Below are 19265 nucleotides of genomic sequence, written 5' to 3' on the forward strand. Positions count from 1 at the left end.
GCAGCAGTGTTCACCGTCACCGGCTCGTTCGACGACGGGGCGACCTACACCGTGCAGATCACCGGGCGGGCCGACCGCCCGGTGATCGGGTCGTACCGGGCCGCGGCCCTCGTGGAGCTCCACCAGGGCCAGAGTGTCGCCCTGTCACCGACCGGCCCCATGGCGGCCGTCGCCGGAGACGACGAGGCGTCCGTCCTCGCTGTGCTCCGCGAGAAGACCAACGTCCTCGAGGTGAGCGGCGCCGTGCGGCGGCAAGCGCGTGTGCCGGAAAGCTGATCGGGGCGTTTGCCCAATTGGGCAAGAATGATCTTGGGGAATGGCTCCACATGTGGAGCTATTCCCCATTACTCTGTCTGCGTGACTGATCGAGAACGCACCATGGCCGCTCTGTGCGCGTGGGCGGAACCCGGCCTGCGGGCCCGCCTCCTCAAAGAGGCATGGGACGCCGGTAACCAGAACGTCAACGAACTCGCTGAAGCGGCCCGCGTCGACCGTAAAACCGTGTACGCCGATCTGGCAGCCGAAGGCATCGACGCGAAGACAGACCGCACCCAAGGGGGACCCAAGTTGGCCACGCCCATCACCGTTTCCGGCATGTACGGAGACGACCGTGACAACGACAAGCTGAACATGATGGCCGTGGCGAAGTTGCGGGAGCGTCAGGACCTCACGCTGGAACAAGCGAAGTGGGTGTTCGACGAGCGCCTCGATGCCCACGAAGCTGCTGCCTGGCACAACAAGACCGCCCCCGTTGCCCAAGCCCACGATGACGCTGTGCGCGATGCCGAACGGGCGGTACGCCGCTGGGATGCCGCCTACGACGCTCTGGGCAAGACAACCACCGCGGAGTGGGCCGCCGCGCACCACCGATTCCATGTCGCCTGGGCCGGAGCAGACCGGTCCCTGGAGAAGCTCGTAGCCTGCCGGGCCGAACTACGCGAGCACACCGCCAAGCTGAGTACCTCGGCTCGGAAGGTATACGAGGAGGCAGTGACCCCCGACAGGCGGCATCCCCTGCTCACCGAGGACAACGACGTAGAACAGCTTGCCGAGGCCCGCGCCGAACAGGCGCAGCGCGCGGAGATCGCCGCGCAGACCCTGCGTGCCTCGGGTATAGGCGGTGGCCAGTGACAACGATCCGCAGGAGGTAGATGCCAGGCGGGCGTGGCCAGGACACAAACGGCCGCGCCCGTCATCCTCCGCCTGTGACCAGATACGGATTCGCCATCAAGGCCCTTCCCCAGGGCGGCAAGCCTTTCGGGGAGGAAGACGACGACGAGAACGAGGAGACCGCGGGCACCGAAGAGGCTTCGCTCGAGACGGCCGGCCCCGGCGTCTCCAGTGAGCCCCCGGGCAACCTTGAGGAGGAGCTGCCCGAGAACCCGGCCGCGGCCCCGGCCGCGCCAGGAGAAGACCCTGCCGCGCCGGAGACTTCCGCGGAGCCTCCGGCACCCGATGCCCCACCGGAAGAAGGGGGCGCCGAAGAGGATCCAGGCGCGGCCCCGGCCCCGCCCGAGGACGACTCCCGCCCCTGGGCGGGCGACGAGTACAACGAGGGTGACGAGACCGACCCCGAGGGGCCGGAATCGTGGTGCGCCTACACCGGCAGTGCAGGCGAACAGGCTTGGCTCGACCAAGCCCCAGACGGCACACTGACCGGATGGGTACGCGACGGCGACGGCCAGGTGTGGCGCTACACCGACCCGGATGCGTGGGCGACCGACGTTGACGGCGCGCAGATGACGCAGACGCACCACAACGGCGAGGACCGTACGGCAGGCCAGGCGGCGCCAGGCGACGCAGCGCCGCCCGGTGACCGCGGTGTCCAAGACTCGATGTTCGCGAGCCAGTAAGGAGAGCCGAGAATGCAGCTCGACCGCCAGACCTTCCAGGACCGGCTCAACGAGGGCAAGGCCGCGTACGCCGAGGGCGACCCCTCCGACGCCTGCCCGTACAGCATGTACGGCAACGCCGAGGAGCAGTTCGGATACCGCTACTGGAACCGCGGCTGGTCCATGGCCCGCTCCGAGGCAGAAGCGCGGCCCCAGAAGCCCGCACAAGCCAGCACAGGACAGTAGGCACGCACTGACGGCACGGTGCCCGGCGGCCCACTGTCCACCGCCGGAGGTTTCCCGCCGTGCCGAGCGCTGCTCTACCCACCAGATCCGCACGTCCCAGCACCACCCAGCGAGGCACCAGCCGGGCAATCTACGCCGTCACCGGCGTGGTCGATGACGTCGCCGACCTCATCGTGCCCGGCGCTTTCGCCCGCACCCTGGCCACACGCCCCGTCAAGACCGTGTGGCACCACGGCTGGAAAGACCCCGTCGGGGTCGTTCTCGAGTGCGAGGAGTGGCTACCGGGCGACCCTCGATTCGCCGATGTCCCCGGTGACTGGCCCGCCGAGGCCGGCGCCCTTGTCGCCACCGTGCTCTACAACCTGCGCACCCGCCGAGGCCGTGACGCCTACGAGCAGGTCAAGCAGTGGCACGAGCACCAGCAGGCCGCGTTCTCCATCGGGTACCGCGTGCCCGAGTCCAGCGCGAGCCGGCGGGGCGACGGGGTCCGCGTCATCCACCACCTGGACCTGTTCGAAGTGTCGCCCGTCCTGCACGGTGCCCACACGCTGACGCGCAGCATCGAAGTGAAGTCCGCCACCGGCGGCGACGGCCTGGAGTACAAGACCACGCCGTCCCATATCGAGATCGACGTCATCGCCCTGACCGAGGGCAAGGACATCAGGGTGGCAGGCCTGGCGGTGAAGGCCGCCGACACCAGCCGCGTCCTGATGATCCAGCGTGCTCTTGAGGAAGGCGATCCGGCCGCCGGCACTTGGGAGATACCCGGTGGGCATCTGGAGGACGGGGAAGACCCCCTCGCCGCTGCCGTCCGCGAGTGGACCGAGGAGACCGGCTCGACACTGCCCAGCACTGCGAGCGTCGTTGGCTCCTGGACCGCCCCGAACGGCATCTACCGCGGCTACGTAGCCGTCGTCCCGACCGAGGCATCCGTACCGATCAACACCCCGCACGGTGAACGGCAGGTCGCCAACCCCGACGACCCCCAGGGCGACGCAACAGAGGTCACCGCCTGGTGGCCGATCCCTGTCCTCCCCGGCATGCCGCTCCTGCGCCCGGAATGCCGCGAGACCCCGTGGCAGCTCCTGACCGGCGCCGCGCTCCCGCAGGGCCCCACCGCCAAGCCGATGCACCCCGTCCCGAAGGAGCTGGTCGACAGCCTCGCCGACGCCCTGCAAAGGCCCCGCACCGAGAAGAAGTCAGCGCGCGCCTCCGTACTGGCCGCCCGCGCCCTTCCCCGCATCGAGCACAAGTCCGCCCGCGCCATGGTCATCGAGGCCAAGAGCCGCTTTCCCGCCCCTCTGGAGAACCCTGTGATGCCGTCCACGTCCCTGCCCGAGTCGCAGGAACAGTTCCGCTCCCGCCTCGCCGGCAACGTCCGCGAGCTCCTGGACCAGGACGGCGGCACCTGGACGTGCATCGAGGGCACCTACCCGGACCGCGTCATCGTGTCCGTGCACAGCGAGGACGAGAAGCGCAGCGGCCACTACTCGATCCCGTACACGGTCACCGCCGCCGGGGACATCACGCTGGACAAGCCCCAGCCTGTCGAGCTCGCCACCGTCGTCCTGCCGGAGGGCACCGCCGCCCACCGCGCAGCCACCGAGGACGAGGACGTCGACGCCCGCGTTGTGCAGCCCACCGTCGGAGCGCTCGCCGACGCCACGGCCCGGGTCAGCAGCTCCACCGCGGGCCCCGAGCAGCTCGAGGACGTCCGCGACAAGGTCCGGGACCTGATTACCGCCCTCTCTGCGAAGGGACTCGACATCGACGACGAACCGGCCAGCGCGGACCGCCCCGCGGCCGGGACCCCGCTCGGGCTCGACCTGTGGGACGAAGACACCTTCGACGACACCGCCCCTGAGAACGACGAGGACGCCGAGGACACGGAGCCGCCCGCGGAACCGCCTGCGGAGCCGTCCGCGGAACCGCCTGCGGAGTCGTCCGCGGAACCGCCTGCGGAGTCGTCCGCGGAACCGCCTGCGGAGTCGTCCGCGGAACCGGACGAAACTGTCCACCTCGATCCCGAGGAAGTGAAGGCCGCGCTCGCCATGATGCGGAGCTGAGTTGCCTCTCTGCGTTCGTGCGCACTGCCGGGAGCTCACCCCCGCCCGGTGACAAAACCGCAGGTCAAACCGCATGTGCTGCCCACTCTTGACGTTTCGAGCGGGCAGCACGCGACGTTAACCCCCCTCTCCGCTTTCCATCCGCCTCTGCGTTGAGGCGTCCCGGTGCTGGCCGGGCGAGCTGCGCACGTCAACCGCACCCAGCATCAGGGAGAGCAGCAGAAATGCCCGCCACCACCACCCGCGTCAAGGAACTCCAGGGCCTCCTCCAGGCGAAGTCCGCCGAAGCCGAGCGCATCAGCCAGACCTTCAAGGTCGAGGACGGCGGCCAGTTCGTCGTCTCCAGCGACCAGGCGAAGGCCTTCAAGAAGGTCTCCGCCGAGGCCGCGGAGATCAAGAGCCTCATCGACGCCGAGAACGGCATGGTCGAGATCAAGCAGTACCTCGACGCCCCGGCGACCCCGCCGGCCGCGGCCACGCACTACGGCCAGCGCCCCGGCATCGAGGAGAAGTCCCTCGGGGACCTGTTCGTCGAGTCCGGCTCCTACCAGAGCGCCTCCTCGCAGCAGTTCCGTGACAAGCCGTATGTCCGAGCCGACATCGAGGGGAAGTCCATCTTCTCCCTCTCGGCGGGCACCGTGACCCACCAGACTCTCGGCTCCGCGCAGAACCTCGGCATCGCCGAGCGGCCGTTCCGGAAGTTCCACATCCGGGACCTCTTCCCGAAGTCCACGACCAAGAACGCCGTCCTGTACGGCGCGCGAGAGACCGGCTGGACGAACGCCGCCCGCCAGGTCAAGGAGCGGTACGGCGCGGACGGTACGTCGCCGGCCACGGGTGCCGACACCGACACCTGGGGCCGCGCCCCGCGGTCGAAGCTCACCCTGACCCCGGTGATGTACCCGGTCGCCGAAGTCGCCCACCTGCTCGACGCGCACAAGAACATTTTGGCGGACGAACCCAGGCTCAAGACCTTCCTGAACTCGCGCATGGTCGAGGGCGTGAAGTACGCCGAGGACTGGGATCTCCTGCACTCCGTCGGCGACGGCCAGTCCCTGACCGGCATCTACAACACCCCCGGCGTTCAGCAGTACCAGGGCCTGGCCAGCGACCAGTACAGCGTGCAGATCCGGCGCAGCATCACGAAGGCCCTGCTCGCCGAGTACGACCCGACCGGCATCGTCCTCTCCCCCACCATGTGGGAGCACGTCGAGGTCGAGGAGGACAAGAACGGCGCCTTCCGCGTCGCCATCGCCGTCGCCATCGGCGCCGAGAAGAAGGTGTGGAGGTTGAACGTGGTCGAGACAACCGCGATGGCCGATACCGATTTTCTTATCGGCGCGTTTGGTCTCGGTGCTCAGCTCCATGACCGCGAGTCGATCTCCGTCACCGTCTCCTCGGAGAACGCGGAGAACTACGAGAAGGGCCTGATCACGTTCCGAGCGGACGAAAGGCTCGCTCTCGAGGTCCCGCGCCCTGAGTCGTTCGTCATCGGGTCCTGGACCACGCCGACCGGCTGATCCAGCCCGGAGTGAGGGGGTGCGCCCGGGGCACGGGCGCACCCCCTCCACGTATCACCATCACGACGACGGAGGACCGCGGTGATCGAGAAACAACCCCTGGGCCTCGCCCACGAACTGGCCGCACTTGCAGACGCGCCCGCCCCCCACAGGGGCCCCCAGTGCAGCGTCGGCATCCTCTTGAAGGCCGCTGGGCCCGACGTGGCCGCATCCCTCCGCGCGGTGCTGGAGACGACCAGCGTCTCCGCCACAGCCATCGCCGAGACCCTCAGCCGCTACGGCACGACCGTCACGGCCTACACGGTCAACCGGCACCGACGGCGCGGGAAGCCCAACGGATGCCGGTGCGAGCGATGACCCTCAGCAACGATCTGCAGGCGCTTCTCGAGCCTGCCTCCCCTGAACAGAGCCAGGCCCCGCAGACGCAGCGCGCCTACCCGGCTGCGCCGCGCGGTTGGGAGGAAGGGGTGCGGTACGAGCCGGGCGGCACCATGGTCGTCACGGCCCCGCCCGCCGAGAAACCGCCCGCCGGAGACGACGAACTGCGCAAGCGCGTCGAGGAGATGGGCCTGTCCGTCCCCGACGGGTTCCGGGTCCGCTTGGCCGAGGCCAAGCACGACCCGGCCGCCTGGCACCGTGACGCCGAGGGCAAGGACGCCGTCACCCGCGCGGTGTGGCGCTGCCGGTACGTCATCGAACCCACCGCGCCCACCTGGATGTCCGCCGGCGACGTCGACGCGCTGGTCCGCGACGCGATGCGCCGCCGCAGGAAGCCCCGCCCCGCCGTCGACGCCGCAGAGCGGGCCCTGGTGGTCGTCTACGCCGACGCCCAGGCCGGAAAGGTGGGGCGCGGCGGAGGCACGCCGGAGCTCATCGCCCGAGTCGCTGAGCGATTCGACAAACTCGATGACCACGTCCGCGACCTCAAGGCCATCGGCCGCGGCCCGACAGCCGCGTACTGGCTGGACGCCGGCGACTGCGTGGAGAACGTCGAGAACACCGCGCAGCAGGCCCACACCAACGACCTGACGATGACCGAGATGGTGCGCGTCCACCGTCGGATCACCTTCGAGGGCCTGGACCGTCTCGCCGGACGCTTCGATCGGGTCGTCGCCGCGACGTGCGGCTCCAACCACGGCCGTGTGCGTCGAAACCGTGAGGCCGTCGGCCCGCCGAGCGACGACTGGGGCATTGAGGTCCTGTCGCAGATCGCCGACGCCTACGCCCGCAACGAGGCCGCCTACGGACACGTCAGCTTCGTCGTGCCCGAGCGGTGGCGGGAGTCGGTCTCGCTGGACATCGGCGGGACGATCGTGGGCCTGGCGCACGGGCACCAGTACGCGCGCCCGGACAAAGCCGTGGACTGGTGGAGGGGCCAGTCGTTCGGCCGCCAACCGATCGCGGACGCGGACCTCCTCATCACCGGCCATTTCCATCACTGGCGGGCGCAGCAGGTCGGCAACGGCCGCCTGTGGGTGCAGGCGCCCACGCTCGACAACGGGTCCGACTGGTACACCGCCCGCAGCGGTGAAGTCTCCGCGTCCGGCCTCCTGGTGTTCAGCGTCGGCCCGGACGGCTGGGACGACCTGCGGATCCTCTGAAGGCGACGTAAGCCTGCCGGGAACCACACCGTCCGGCCATGACTGAAAAACCACGGTGGCTACTCACCCAGAACTCGGACCTGCGCCGGCAAGGGATCTACAACTGGTCAATCCCGGCGTGGGCGGGAACCCTGCCCGACGGCCGCAACTACAACACCTGTCCTTCGGCATCCGTCTGCGCTCCGCTCTGTTACGCGCGCCAGGGCACCTACCGGTTCCCGAACGTCAAGGCCCGCCACGAAGCGAACCTGATGATGGTGCTGGACGACCTGCCCGGCTGGGAAACGCAGATGACGGCCGAGCTCCAGCACAAGCGGTACCAGGGCCGGTGGGTGCGCTGTCACGACGCCGGTGACTTCTTCAGCCGGGAGTACACGGATGCCTGGATGCGTGTGATGAGAGCTGCGCCCGGCGTGAAGTTCTACGCGTACACCAAGAGCATTTCTCTCTTCCGCGAGGCCGTGGAACCGGACCCGCCGGAGAACTTCCGGTGGGTGTACTCGCTCGGCGGCAGAGAGGACCACCTGGTCGACGTGACCATCGAGCGGCACGTCGACATCTTTCCCGACGAGGAGTCCCTCGCCGAAGCCGGATACACCTCCCGCGGTACGGCTCCGGAGGGGTGCCTGGTGTCGGTACTCGGCCCGCAGAAGATCGGGATCGCTGCGAACAACATCAAGCACCTCAAGAAGAAGCAGGGCCCCAATCGGTGGAGCGACCTGCAGCGCGCCCAGGACGAGCGACGCCGCGGCCCCGGCAAGCAGTTCGGGAGCGAACGGCCGTAGCACCCCGAGGGCACACCAAGATCATTCTTGCCCAATTGGGCAAGCGCCCCTCTTCGCCCGGCAGCACGCGACCCAAGCCGGCTTCCCAGCCCATCCTTCGCCGGTCACCCGCCCCAGGAAGGAACAACCCCATGCTCTACAAGGAAGACGGGACGCTCATCAAGAAGGCCGCGTTCCCTGCGTCCGCAGTCCCGGACACCCCCATGCGTCTCACCGCGGACGTGTACGAGACGAAGGCCTACGGGCCCGGCGACGGCCGCCCCGAGGGCTCCCGGCGCCACCTGCTCTACCAGGTCGGAACCATCGTCCCCCAGTCCGAGATCGACCGTCTCTTCACCCCAGCGGCAACCGTCGCAACGATCAGCCCGGCGGCCGGGCCGGCCGCGGGCGAGACCACCGTCACCATCAAGGGCACCCGCCTCGCCGGTGTGACCGCGGTCAACTTCGGCGCCACCGCGGGCACCGACCTCAAGCGCATCTCCGACACAGAGCTGCGCGTCAAGGCGCCCGCAGGAGCGGCCGGGGCCGTGAACGTCGTCGTGGCCGCCGACTCCGGCAACGTCACGAAGACCAACGGCTTCACCTACTCCTGACCCGCGCCACAGGGCGGCCCCTCCGTGAGGACGTGGGGGCCGCCCCCCCAGCAATCGCACCGCGCCCGCCCCGTGAGGCAGGGCGCGACACAAGCGCCGCCCGGTGTGCAAGGTGCGCGCCGTCCGGAACACCACCCCGAGAGGGAGCCACCCATGGCAGGCACGACCCGAACCCGTAAGACCGCGGCCACCAAGACCGCGACGGCCGACACCGCAACGGAGGACACCAGCCCGGCAGTCGAAGAGTCGCACCAGGCCGCCGACAGCACGCCGAAGGCCCCCGACGCTGCTCCGCTCGAGCCGCCTGCCGTCCAGGAACCGCCCGCGGCCCCCGCGATGCCCGCGTACGCCACTCCGACCGAGGTCATCCCCGACGACGAGAACCTCTCCGAGGTCATCATCGACGACGCGACGAAGGAGCCCCCGGCCGACGTGAACACCGTGTTCGTACCGCTCACCGAGTACGGCTCCGTCCTCGTGTGCACCGTGCGACTGGTCGAGAAGACGTTCCTCGGCCCGCACCGCAACCCCGTCCACCGCCTCCTGCAGCCCGCTGGCGCCTACGTCTCCGAGAGCGTCGCCGCGCGGATCCGCGAGCGGCTGGACGCCCAGGCCGAGCGGCTTGCCGCCCAGGCCGACGCGACCACCGAGCAGTAGGGGGCAAGGGGTGTTCGACTACCGGCCCATGTACGCCGGGGCCCGCTACGATCCCGCGCCGGCCGGAGGGCGCGTGTCCAGCCTGTCCCTCTACGACGGCCCGGACCGCACCACCTTGGTGGCAGGCGCGGGACCGGCTACCCGGGTGCTCGCAGGGGTGTACCGCTTCACGCTGCCTGACGTGCCCCCCGGCCGCTACTGGGCCACCGTCGCCTTCACCCCCAGCGAGGGCGCCCAGCCCGTCAAGGACGAGTCCGTACGGCTGGACTTGCCCCTCGGGCTGGGTCTGGTCACCTCCCCCGAGGCAGTCGCCAAGGAACTCGGCGTACCGCTTCCGATCACGCCCGAGCAGCGCGACGACCTGCTGACTGCCATCCGCAAGGCACAGGCCGACGTCGCCGCCTATCTCGGCCAGCCCGTCGTTCCCCAGCTCGTTACTCGTAGGGCCCTCACCCCTTACCGGGACCGGGACGAGGACCTGGAGGACGCCGAGTCGTGGCCGTTCGAAACCGACAACCTGGTCCGGGTCTGCGCCTACCGGCCGCGCGAGAGCGGCACCTACGACGTTGACTTCCTCGTCGGTTTCGACGGTGCTGCCAACGATGCCGTCGTCCGGTACGTGACCACCCACGCCGCCGAGTCCGAGCGCAACCGCCCCGGCGGTGTAGGTGCCCAGGGCCGCCGGGTGTCCTCCGTCAGCGCGGAGGGACAGTCGATCTCCTACGAGTCGGGGCCGACCGCCGGTCAAGCGGGCGCGCTGCCCACTCTCGACAGCCTGTCCCGGTGGAAGCGCCGCCTTTTCCAGCCGTTGAACCGGCCCGCCCGCGCACCGTGGCCGTACTCCTCCAGCCGCGGCCGCGGTCGCTGACGAAAGGAGCTGCCGCCGTGGCCGTCGTGCTGCCGAACGCCATGCTCACGGTGTACGTGCTCGCCCACCCGTGGGGGCGCGACGCCAACGGCGTACCCGTACCGCCGAACCCGAACCAGAAGCCGGCCCCGCGCGGCACCTGGCCCGGGTCGGTCCTTGAGCAGCCCGACGGCTCATGGACCGCACGGCTTGACCCGCTGACGTGGCCGGTCAGGGAGGGCGACACCATCTCCGACGAGAACGGGAGGTCCTGGACGCTGACGAGCATCCGCAAGCACGCGGTGCCCGGCTGCCCAGATGTCGACTACGTCCAGGCCACCGCCACTCTCAACCCGCCCGAGGTCCCGTAATGGCCAAGTTCACGCCCGCGCAGGGCCTCGAGGAGCAGCTCGCCCGCATGCTTGCCCCCGACGTGCGGCGCATCGCGCACCAGGTCGAGATCGAGGCGAAGCGCCTGGCCCCGCCCACCAAGCGGTGGGTGACCGTCGGCGATGACCGGGTACGCCCCACGCACATCGCTGCCAACGGCCAGGAAGTCCCGGGGAACCTGCGCTTCAAGCTCAACTCCATGCGGTGGGACATCGAACACCGCGGCGTCGGCGCCCATACGTACATGCTGGAGCCGCTCGACCGGACCTCCCGCGCCATCGCCAACCTGAAGAACTGCCGCTGCAGTGCGCACCGAGAACCGGACGGCATCGCCCGGCACATCAACACCGGGCAGCCGGTTGTTGCCGGGAAGAAGGTGACGGTCACCGTCTCCGTGCAGGCCCCCATGGTCGTCGAAGCCGAGGTGGGCACCGTCTACCCGGGCAACCTGCGCGCCGAGGGCACCTACTTCATGTCCCGCGCGGCGGGCATCGTCGCCGCCCGCCGCTGAGCGCGCGACACAAGCAGGCCACGCCCGCACAGTGCGCACCATGGCTACGAACTCGACCACCAAGAAGCCCGCCGCTGCCGCGGCGGAAGAGTCCGCCGCGGCCGTCACCGAGCCGCCCCGACCCGCACGCCGCCCGGCCCCCGCCCCGGACGTCGTCGGCCCGGCCCTGGGCGCCGGCGTCGAACCGGTCACCGTCACGCTGTCGCACCACCACACCATCGACGGCACCGACTACCCGCCCGGCGCCGAACTGCTCGTCTCCCCGGACTACGCCTACCGCCTGCGCCTGCAGGGCTACGTCACCCGCGCCTGATGACCGAGCTGACACTGGCGGATGCCGACCCGGTCTCCGCGATCCTCGCCTGGCTCCAAGAGCACCCGGAGGCCGCCGACGCCCTCGGCGGCCCCGGCCGCGTGTCCGGACTCTCGGAAGCACCCTGGCCCCACCTGCGGATCGACCACGGCCCGGGCGGAGACCTCCGGGACCTGAACTGGGCCATCGCACCGGAGGTGATGCTCGAGGCCTACGGCGACCCGGGCGGCTGGCCGGGCAAGGCCGAACTGCGGCGGATCCTGCTGCGCTGCGCCCGGGCCGCGCAGGACCTGGTGGAGGCGCCCTACGTCCCTAGCCGACCCGTCATCAGCGGCATCAAGCCGTCCGGTCTGCTGGTGTGGAGCCCGCTCGTCGACGGCCAACCCCGATGGCTGATGAACCTCTCCGTCACCCTGCACCCGTGACGACGCGACGTTAAACCCTCCGGCTCTCCAAGGTGTCCGCGCCCCAGTACCGGACACCAAGGAGAGCCCGCCATGGCTGGCGAGACCACGAACAACAACGAGATCCTCATCCCTCAGCTCAGCCGCATGTGGCTGGCTCCCGTCGGAACAGCGGCCCCGGCCGACGCCACGGTGGCCATGCCCGAGGGCTGGTACACCGTCGGTCTGTTCACCGAGGACTCCCTCAAGTTCAACTCTGAGCCGAACTTCGAGCAGGTCCGTTCCGCGCAGTCGAGCTACCCGACCCGTACGTTCCAGACGACCGACGCGGCGACCGTCGAGGTGGACCTGCAGCAGTGGTCCGCCCGGAACTTCAAGGCCGTCTACGGCGGAGGCAGCCTCACGGCTATCTCCCCGGCGGCCGGAGGCGGGAAGCACTTCCGATTCGCTCCGCCCCGGATCGGTGGCCGTACCGAGATCGCCGCGTGCATCGAGGTCATCGACGGCGGCAAGCACTACCGCTACATCATCCCGCGCACGATGCAGATGGAAGGCGTCTCCAAGGAGCTCGCCAAGACCAAGGAGAGCGTGCTGCCGCTGCGCCTGGCGGTCCAGGGCGGCGACGACACGGACGCCTGGTACGTCATCACGGACGACCCGGCCTTCCAGCCTCCGAAGCCGACGATCGCCACGGTCATACCGTCGACCGGCCCGGTTGCGGGTGGCACGGCCGTGACGATCACCGGTACCGACCTCGGCAGCGTGACCGCCGTCAGGTTCGGCACCACGGCCGGCACCGGTCTGATCCTGAAGAACGACACCGAGGTCTCGGTGATCTCCCCGGCCGGGGCGAGCGGCGCGAAGGACGTCGTCCTCGTGTCCGCCGGTGGCGACGTCACCAAGACTGGCGGCTTCTCCTACGCGTGACCCAGGCCTGCAGCCGCCCGTCCCGCCGCGGTGAGGGGCGGGGCGGCTGCACGCCGCGACACAAGCCGCGCGCGCTGCCACTGTCCGCGTGCTGCCGAACCCGGCAACCCAGCTACGCATCTTGAAGAGGTCACGCAATGTCGTACGTCATCGACCTGGACGCCGAGCGCCGCGAGGTACAGCACCCCGACGGCATCCCGGTGAAGTTCCGGGACGAGCAGTTCCTGTTCCCGGCGGAGCTGCCCGCTGCAGCTCTCGACCCGATCCTCTCCGACGAGCTGGACCTGGTCGGTCTCCTCGGCGACGTCATCAACTCCTCCGACGGCGAAGCCGGCATCCAGGAGATCGTCGGCGCCCTCTTCCGGCGCCCGTCGCTGCCGCGGAAGTTCCTCGCCGCGATCCGCGAGACGTACGCGGTCCTCCTGGAGGAGCAGAACGAGGAGTTCCTCAAGCGGAAGCCGTCCGTACCGGACTACGTCCGGCTGACGACCGGCCTCGCCAAGGTCTACGGAGTTGAGCTGGGAAAGCTCTTTCGGTCGGCCGACTCCTCCGAGAGCAATGGAGCGACGTCGAGTCCGACCTCTCCCAATTCCACGGAATCGACGCCCGACGAATCTGGCTTCGTCCCGGACGACCCGAATTCCTCGGACTTCGACGGCTGATCGCCCTCGTTGACGGCCTGCCAGACGACTCCCGCGTCCGTTCAGCCCCTCTCGGCGGCTGGACCAAGGACCTTGAGCTCCTGGCCCTCGTCGTCGAGGAGATCGGGCTCCTGGCCGCCGACAGGCGGCGTGAGGAGCCAACCACCGTCATTCGCCCGTCGCGCAGCGACCCCGGTGCTCCGCCCCGACCCGCGCAGCCCGCCCCCGAGGCGGACGAGCCCCGCATGAGCGGCCACAGGCAGATGCTCGCGGCGGCCATGCAGAAAGGAATGATCCGAAGTGGCTGAGGGCCTGCAGGCCGGCCGCCTCGAGGTGCCGGTCGTCGCCGATCTCACGGGGTTCGCGGCGCGGTTGCGCACGGCTGTCGAGACGGCCGCTGAGGGCCTGGCCGCCAAGGTCACGGTCGAGATCGACAAGAAGGGTCTTCGCCGGCGCCTCAAGGAGGTGGTCAAGGAGGCGTCCAAGGGCGTCACCGCGAAGATCCGCATCGAGATCGACGAGGACCGCTTCCGCACGGCCCTCGACGGCATCCGCCGCCGTATCGGCGACACCGACGTCAGCCTCCCCGTCCGGCCCGACGGGGACGGTGACGGCCCGTCGGGCGGTAGCCTCCTCGCCCGGCTCCGCGGTCTCATCAACGGCGCCCAGGGCGAAGCTGACCGGAACCCGGTCAACGTCCCGGTGAACATGCGGATGCCCGGCCGCGGCCGGGGCGGGCTGCGCATGCTCGGAATCGGCGCCCTCGTCTCCCTGCTGCAGCCCGCGGTCGCTCTCATCGGCCAATACGGTGCCGGGCTGACCGCGCTCGTCTCCGCCGCTGCGCCCGCGGTCGGTGTCCTCGGTGCGATACCCGGCCTGATCGCCGCGGCGGGCTCCGCAGCGATCGGTACGAAGCTCGCGTTCAGCGGCTTCGGTGAAGCAATCAAGCAGTCGGTGGCGGCGCAGCGGATGCTCGCCACGGACGGCAAGGTCACCGAGGCGCAGCAGAAGAAGCTCGCGGAGGCACTGGACAAGCTGTCGCCGTCGGCCCGCAAGGCGGTCTCCGCGGCCGTGTCCCTGCAAGGCGCGTGGGGCAAGGTCCGCAAGTCCATCAGCGAGCGGTTCTTCTCCAAGGTCGCCGACGACATCAAGCCGCTCGCGAACTCCGTGCTCCCGCTCCTGAAGGGCGCCCTCGGCGACTCCGCCTCCCAGATGGGTTCCTTCGCGGAGCGCGGCGCGAAGTTCATGCAGACCGGCGTGTTCCGCAAGGACTTCAAGACCATCGCGGGCACGAACAACAGGGTCCTGGGCAACATGACCAACGGCCTGGCCAACCTCGGCCGCGGCACCATGGATTTCCTCGTCGCTTCCGGGCCCTTCGTTGAACGGGTCTCCAAGGGCGGCGAACGGATGACCCAGTGGTTCCGGGCCAGCATGAAGGCGGGCCGGGAAACCGGGAGCCTCGCCAAGTTCCTGGACCACGCGGGAGACAAGGCGGCCCAGCTCGGACGTTCGTCCTTGTCCCTGGTCAAGGGACTCGGCGCCGTCGGCCGCGCCGGCATGGAGACCGGCAACGCCCTCCTCGACGGCTTCGAGGGCACCATGAAGCGCTTCGAGCGGTGGGCCAACAGCAAGGCCGGCCAGGAGGGGATGAAGAAGTTCTTCTCCGACGCGGCGCCGCTGTTCCACGAGCTCAACGCCCTCGTCGGGGACTTCGTCCGCGGCATGGGCCGCGCAATGCAGGACGTCGGCGTCGTCGACCTGGTTCGGCAGATCCGCACGCAACTGATGCCCGCCCTGGGCAACTTCTTCTCCTCCATCGGCCAGAGCGTCGGACCGGCGATCGTCAGCGCGATCTCCAACATTGCCACCGCGATCGGCAACCTGGCCGGCGCCGGAACCGGGCTCGGGGTACTGCTCGCTGCCTTCTCCGGCCTGCTGGCCGCTTTCAACTGGATCATGAACGTCGTACCCGGCGCCAACACCGCCCTCGCGACGCTGCTGGGCACCCTCCTCGCCCTCAAGGTCATCACCGCCGTCTCCGGCATGCTGCGCAACTTCGGCACGTCCGTTGCCGCCGCGGGGACGTCTGTGACGTCCCTGGGCAGCACCATGCGTGGCAGTCTGGGCCCCGGCGTACTCGGCCCCCAGGCCACGCTCTGGCAGCGGATGTCCGGCGCCTACCGCACCGCGGCGACCGAAGGCGGACGGCTCAGCGGTGCGTTGCGTGGCATCGGTGCCGCAAACGGGGTAGCCAGCAGGGCCATGGGCGGCATGGTGTCCGCCCTCGGCGGCCCGCTCGGGCTTGCCATCGCCGGCGTCACGATCGGGCTGGGCCTCCTCGCCGCCAAGCAGCAGGAAAGCGCCCGTGCCGCGGAAGCCCACCGCGAGCGGGTCTCCTCCCTCGCACGTGCTCTTGCGGACAGCAATGGTGTGATCGACGCGAACGTGCGGGCCCAGACCGTCCGGCTCCTGCAGGACACCAAACTCGCCGACGGCAACGGCAAGCTCGTGGACGTCATGCGGGATGCGGACGTCAGCCTCAAGACCCTCACCGACGCCTACCTCGAACAGGGCGGCTCCGTCGACGGGCTCCAGAAGAAGCTCCTGGCTCTCGCCGAAGCCAACAAGCCGTTGACGCAGTACGGCAGGGCCTGGATTCGGCAGTACGACGAGCAGGGGCAGAAGTACAAGGACGCCGCGGACGCGCTCGGGTCGCTCAACGGCGAGCTGAAGAAAAGCCGGCGGGACGCCACCGAGGCCGGGAAGGCGATGAACGACGGCGCCACCGCCGGAGTCACCGCGTACGACCGCCTCCAGGCCGCTGTGAAGGGCTTCAGCGACAAGACGCAGGCCGCAGACCAGCGCGTAGAAGCCCTCAAGGCAGCGCTCGACGCTCTCAGCGGCAACGCCCAGTCCTTCCACGATGCACAGACCCGCCTCAACGCGGTCATGCTGCAGATCGGCGACAGCATGAAGGGCACCACCGAGAAGTCCGACGGTTGGGGGAAGGCCCTCGTCGATACCAACGGGATGGTCGACACCGCCACCCGCAACGGCCAGGCACTCAACTCCCAGCTCGGCGAGCTGCGAACGGCGATGCTCGGAGTGGCTACCAGCGCCATGCAGTCCTCGGAACAGGGCGTAATGCCCCTGGCCGAAGCGATGAACAAGTCACAAGGGGCCATGGAGCAGGCCCGCACGAAGGCGATCCAGCTCGCGATGGACATGGGCATCCCGGCAGCCCAGGCGAAGGCGCTCGCCGACCAGATGGGGTTCATTCCCTCCACGATCACGACCCTGATGACGACACAAGGCATGCCCGAGGCGACAGCGGAAGTGCTGTCCCTGCGTACGAAGCTGGAGGGGCTCGGAGCGGGCAAGACGATCCGCATCAGCGCTCCGACCACGGAGGCGTGGAAGCAACTGGAAGCGCTCGGTTTCCAGATCCAGCGCATCCCCGGCAGCAAGAACGTGGCGGTCACGGCGCCGACCGGCGGGGCACGGGCGAATCTGTCGGCGCTCACCGCCGACATAGCGAACGCGCCCAACAAGAAGACCGTCACGGTGAACGCGATCGTGAAGCAGGCCGCCGGGGAGCTGAAGGATGTGCAGCGGAAGGTCGTCGACCTCCCGCCGGGGAAGTCGATCACGGTCAAGGCGCCCACGCAGACGGCACAGAGCGCGCTGAAGGACCTCAAGTTCAAGATCGAGAAGGTCGACAACGGCGGAAAAACGGTCAAGATCACCGCCCCGACCGGGACTCCCCTTCAGCAGGTGCAGAGCATCCAGAGCAAGATCAACCAGCTCACCGGTAAGACCGTGCACGTCACCATCAAGTATTCAACCCTCGGCAAGCCGTACGTCGAAAACTACGCGGACGGCGGCATCCGGTACTTCGCCAACGGCGGCCTCCACCGGACGGCCGGCCGGGTCAAGGCCTTCGCGAACGGGGCGGAGAACCACATCGCCCAGATCGCCCGGCCCGGCCAGATCCGGGTGTGGAACGAGCCCGAGACTCAAGGGGAGGCGTACCTCCCTTTGGCCAACTCCAAGCGGCGTCGCAGCAAGGCGATCCTCGACCGCGTCGCGCAGATTTTCGGCGGCCGGGTCGTGTACTTCGCGAACGGGGGCGTCAACCACACACAGGGCGCCGTCCGTACGCCCGCCGCGAGCTCCGGCGGCCGGACCGTCGCGGCCACCGCCGCAGGCTCCCCCGCCCTGGTGGGCGGCGACTTGAACGTGAACGTCGCGCAGGTCGGCACGGTGCGGGGCGCCCTCGACGAGGCGCTGTTCGAATTGCGGCGAATTCAAATGGGCGGAGGTGGCCTGTATGCGTGACGGTGAATGGCAGTTGGGGTACAGCGGCAGCGGCCCGCACCCCGCGTGCAATCTGACTTTCGGGCGTACGACCTCGGGCCTGTACCTGATGGCGGACCCCGAGACGAAGGTCGCGGACCTCGACGACAGCACGACTCCGCTGCCCGGTGAGGACGGGGTGCGCATGGGCCGGGACTACCAGCGCACCCTCACCGTCGCGCTGGAGCTCGGCGTGGACACCGTGGACGCACCGATCGCCGGCTGGAACTATCTCTTCCCGAGCGGCGGCAGCGATGCGCCGATCGGTACGGGCAGCCCGCAGCACATCGCGCCTCCTCCCACGCCCGAGCGACGCGCCATGTGGAACATGGAGGGTGTCAGCATCGCCCGTACCGCGTGGCGGGCGGATGCCGTACGGCGCCGGGCGGGCGGCGTCGCGTGGCTGCGCCGGCAGAGCGCGGGCCGCGTGCGGCTGCTGTACGGGCGGCCCCGCAAGTTCGCCGTCGTCCACGAGAAATACTCCCGCCAGGGCTTCACCCCGCTGCTGGCGGATTTCGAGGCCGTGGACGACCGCTTCTACGACGACACCTCGCGTCAGGTAGAGATGTACGGCAGGAGCAACGTGCCGCCCACCGCTTGGCGGCCCGGCCGCCCGCAGCCGCCCCAGAGCGGCGCCGGGGAGCGGCTGCTGACGGGGCTGCACGTCCGCGGGCGTCTCGCGACCCACCCGTGGATCACTTTCCACGGGCCGGGCCGCAACTACGAGCTGACGGTCGACGGGCTGTGGACGGTGCAGCTCAACGTGGACCTGGACGTGGGGCAGTCGGTACGGCTCGACTCCCGGTCCTGGGCGCGGACCGTGGTGAACGTCAAGACCGGGGCGTCCGTCGCGGACAAGTTGTCGCGGTCGAGCCCGCTGCTGCGTGATGTGCTGCTCCCCCCGGGGATGCACACCGCGCGGATGCGGTTCGCGCGGCGCCCGGGGATCACTTTCGTCGGGCCGCGCATCGAGATCGAGTGGCGGGACGCCCACGCCTGGTGGTGAGGGCGTCCCGCTGGTGCGGGCCCGTTTACGAATTCATCATGCGCAGGGCAACAGGCCGGGACACCGCCGGGGCTGCGCGTCGCGCCAACTCGTTCGCCCCATGCCCGGCCGCGCGCGCGGCCGACAGTGCATCCTCCAGCAGCCCATCGGCAACCATGTCGAGATGGCGGGCCCGCAGTTTGGCATCGCGGGCGGCCTCAACGGCGGCGATCTCGGGAGCGGGTTGGGCAAGCTCGTCAGCGCCGATCACGGCTACACGGGTGACCGGGCACCGCTCCTTGTCATCGCCGAAGTGGACGACGACCTGCCACAGCGGGTTGCCGTACTCATCGAGAACGTCTCCAGTCGTGTTGCCGTCGTCGATCCAGTTCTGAAGGACGTCGCGCCCGTACTGGGCGGCGGTCCCTTCGTACTCCTCCACCCCGACGGTCTCGTCGGCGCTGATCACGACGTACCAGAGCGGGTCTTCACCGTTGTCGGTGGCCTCGATGGCATGCCAGAACTGCATGGGGTCCTCCTGGTGTATCCGTCAAGAACACCATAGCGGTCAACGCGTTGACTGGGAAA

At 69.5% G+C, this 19265-nt stretch carries 21 protein-coding genes; 20 read left to right on the plus strand and 1 reads right to left on the minus strand.

Annotated features, from left to right (window positions below; all coding sequences use genetic code 11):
* Window positions 1-6: 6 nt before the first annotated feature.
* From ACIP93_RS33260 to ACIP93_RS33355, 20 genes are all read left to right on the plus strand, one after another.
* Window positions 7-276 (plus strand): hypothetical protein, encoded by a 270-nt coding sequence (locus ACIP93_RS33260; RefSeq protein WP_401765154.1) that lies wholly within the window; start codon window positions 7-9, stop codon window positions 274-276.
* Window positions 277-357: 81 nt separating this feature from the next.
* A complete protein-coding gene (locus tag ACIP93_RS33265) occupies window positions 358-1131 on the plus strand; it encodes a hypothetical protein (protein ID WP_401765156.1) in 774 nt (257 codons plus the stop codon).
* A gap of 74 nt (window positions 1132-1205) precedes the next feature.
* Window positions 1206-1853, plus strand: a complete 648-nt coding sequence (locus tag ACIP93_RS33270; protein ID WP_401765159.1) for a hypothetical protein — start codon at window positions 1206-1208, stop codon at window positions 1851-1853.
* 12 nt (window positions 1854-1865) lie between these two features.
* Window positions 1866-2078 carry a hypothetical protein gene (locus tag ACIP93_RS33275; RefSeq protein WP_401765162.1) on the plus strand — a complete coding sequence of 71 codons (213 nt, stop codon included), beginning with the start codon at window positions 1866-1868 and terminating at the stop codon, window positions 2076-2078.
* A gap of 146 nt (window positions 2079-2224) precedes the next feature.
* Window positions 2225-4144, plus strand: a complete 1920-nt coding sequence (locus tag ACIP93_RS33280) for an NUDIX domain-containing protein (RefSeq protein ID WP_401765164.1) — start codon at window positions 2225-2227, stop codon at window positions 4142-4144.
* A 224-nt stretch (window positions 4145-4368) separates the two neighbouring features.
* Window positions 4369-5664, plus strand: a complete 1296-nt coding sequence (locus tag ACIP93_RS33285) for a phage major capsid protein (RefSeq protein WP_401765167.1) — start codon at window positions 4369-4371, stop codon at window positions 5662-5664.
* Window positions 5665-5745: 81 nt separating this feature from the next.
* Window positions 5746-6021, plus strand: coding sequence for a hypothetical protein (locus tag ACIP93_RS33290; RefSeq protein WP_401765169.1), 276 nt, complete (start codon window positions 5746-5748; stop codon window positions 6019-6021).
* A complete protein-coding gene (locus tag ACIP93_RS33295; RefSeq protein ID WP_401765171.1) occupies window positions 6018-7265 on the plus strand; it encodes a hypothetical protein in 1248 nt (415 codons plus the stop codon). Before ACIP93_RS33290 ends, ACIP93_RS33295 begins: the two co-directional genes overlap by 4 nt.
* A gap of 38 nt (window positions 7266-7303) precedes the next feature.
* A complete protein-coding gene (locus ACIP93_RS33300) occupies window positions 7304-8050 on the plus strand; it encodes a hypothetical protein (RefSeq protein ID WP_401765174.1) in 747 nt (248 codons plus the stop codon).
* Window positions 8051-8181: 131 nt separating this feature from the next.
* Window positions 8182-8643 carry an IPT/TIG domain-containing protein gene (locus ACIP93_RS33305; RefSeq protein WP_401765177.1) on the plus strand — a complete coding sequence of 154 codons (462 nt, stop codon included), beginning with the start codon at window positions 8182-8184 and terminating at the stop codon, window positions 8641-8643.
* A 153-nt stretch (window positions 8644-8796) separates the two neighbouring features.
* Window positions 8797-9300 carry a hypothetical protein gene (locus ACIP93_RS33310; protein ID WP_401765179.1) on the plus strand — a complete coding sequence of 168 codons (504 nt, stop codon included), beginning with the start codon at window positions 8797-8799 and terminating at the stop codon, window positions 9298-9300.
* A gap of 73 nt (window positions 9301-9373) precedes the next feature.
* Window positions 9374-10168, plus strand: coding sequence for a hypothetical protein (locus ACIP93_RS33315; RefSeq protein WP_401765181.1), 795 nt, complete (start codon window positions 9374-9376; stop codon window positions 10166-10168).
* Between the two features lie 17 nt (window positions 10169-10185).
* Window positions 10186-10518, plus strand: a complete 333-nt coding sequence (locus ACIP93_RS33320) for a hypothetical protein (RefSeq protein ID WP_401765184.1) — start codon at window positions 10186-10188, stop codon at window positions 10516-10518.
* A complete protein-coding gene (locus ACIP93_RS33325; RefSeq protein ID WP_401765186.1) occupies window positions 10518-11048 on the plus strand; it encodes a hypothetical protein in 531 nt (176 codons plus the stop codon). The genes ACIP93_RS33320 and ACIP93_RS33325 overlap by 1 nt, the downstream gene beginning before the upstream one ends.
* Before the next feature lie 40 nt (window positions 11049-11088).
* Complete coding sequence (locus ACIP93_RS33330) at window positions 11089-11361, plus strand: hypothetical protein (protein ID WP_401765188.1); 273 nt, start codon at window positions 11089-11091, stop codon at window positions 11359-11361.
* Window positions 11361-11786: a hypothetical protein gene (locus ACIP93_RS33335; RefSeq protein ID WP_401765191.1), complete on the plus strand. Its 426-nt coding sequence runs from the start codon at window positions 11361-11363 to the stop codon at window positions 11784-11786. The genes ACIP93_RS33330 and ACIP93_RS33335 overlap by 1 nt, the downstream gene beginning before the upstream one ends.
* A gap of 72 nt (window positions 11787-11858) precedes the next feature.
* A complete protein-coding gene (locus ACIP93_RS33340) occupies window positions 11859-12692 on the plus strand; it encodes an IPT/TIG domain-containing protein (protein ID WP_401765193.1) in 834 nt (277 codons plus the stop codon).
* Window positions 12693-12829: 137 nt separating this feature from the next.
* The gene (locus ACIP93_RS33345) at window positions 12830-13354 is read left to right on the plus strand and encodes a hypothetical protein (protein ID WP_401765196.1); all 525 of its coding nucleotides are present in this window, start codon (window positions 12830-12832) and stop codon (window positions 13352-13354) included.
* Window positions 13355-13633: 279 nt separating this feature from the next.
* Window positions 13634-17674 carry a hypothetical protein gene (locus ACIP93_RS33350; protein WP_401765198.1) on the plus strand — a complete coding sequence of 1347 codons (4041 nt, stop codon included), beginning with the start codon at window positions 13634-13636 and terminating at the stop codon, window positions 17672-17674.
* Window positions 17667-18698, plus strand: a complete 1032-nt coding sequence (locus tag ACIP93_RS33355; RefSeq protein WP_401765200.1) for a hypothetical protein — start codon at window positions 17667-17669, stop codon at window positions 18696-18698. Before ACIP93_RS33350 ends, ACIP93_RS33355 begins: the two co-directional genes overlap by 8 nt.
* A gap of 25 nt (window positions 18699-18723) precedes the next feature.
* Here the strand turns inward: ACIP93_RS33355 and ACIP93_RS33360 are convergent, their stop codons facing one another.
* Complete coding sequence (locus ACIP93_RS33360; RefSeq protein WP_401765202.1) at window positions 18724-19206, minus strand: hypothetical protein; 483 nt, start codon at window positions 19204-19206, stop codon at window positions 18724-18726.
* Window positions 19207-19265 lie beyond the last annotated feature (59 nt).

Origin of the sequence: Streptomyces sp. NPDC088745, from assembly GCF_044751045.1 — a bacterium.
In the GTDB taxonomy this organism is placed as follows: Bacteria; Actinomycetota; Actinomycetes; order Streptomycetales; family Streptomycetaceae; genus Streptomyces; species Streptomyces cremeus.

Coding starts and splice junctions, on each gene's coding strand:
- ACIP93_RS33275 (WP_401765162.1), top strand. CDS start 1,866: ATGCAGCTCGACCGCCAGACCTTCCAGGACCGGCTCAACGAGGGCAAG.
- ACIP93_RS33285 (WP_401765167.1), top strand. CDS start 4,369: ATGCCCGCCACCACCACCCGCGTCAAGGAACTCCAGGGCCTCCTCCAG.
- ACIP93_RS33295 (WP_401765171.1), top strand. CDS start 6,018: ATGACCCTCAGCAACGATCTGCAGGCGCTTCTCGAGCCTGCCTCCCCT.
- ACIP93_RS33300 (WP_401765174.1), top strand. CDS start 7,304: ATGACTGAAAAACCACGGTGGCTACTCACCCAGAACTCGGACCTGCGC.
- ACIP93_RS33305 (WP_401765177.1), top strand. CDS start 8,182: ATGCTCTACAAGGAAGACGGGACGCTCATCAAGAAGGCCGCGTTCCCT.
- ACIP93_RS33310 (WP_401765179.1), top strand. CDS start 8,797: ATGGCAGGCACGACCCGAACCCGTAAGACCGCGGCCACCAAGACCGCG.
- ACIP93_RS33325 (WP_401765186.1), top strand. CDS start 10,518: ATGGCCAAGTTCACGCCCGCGCAGGGCCTCGAGGAGCAGCTCGCCCGC.
- ACIP93_RS33330 (WP_401765188.1), top strand. CDS start 11,089: ATGGCTACGAACTCGACCACCAAGAAGCCCGCCGCTGCCGCGGCGGAA.
- ACIP93_RS33335 (WP_401765191.1), top strand. CDS start 11,361: ATGACCGAGCTGACACTGGCGGATGCCGACCCGGTCTCCGCGATCCTC.
- ACIP93_RS33340 (WP_401765193.1), top strand. CDS start 11,859: ATGGCTGGCGAGACCACGAACAACAACGAGATCCTCATCCCTCAGCTC.
- ACIP93_RS33345 (WP_401765196.1), top strand. CDS start 12,830: ATGTCGTACGTCATCGACCTGGACGCCGAGCGCCGCGAGGTACAGCAC.
- ACIP93_RS33355 (WP_401765200.1), top strand. CDS start 17,667: ATGCGTGACGGTGAATGGCAGTTGGGGTACAGCGGCAGCGGCCCGCAC.
- ACIP93_RS33360 (WP_401765202.1), bottom strand. CDS start 19,206: ATGCAGTTCTGGCATGCCATCGAGGCCACCGACAACGGTGAAGACCCG.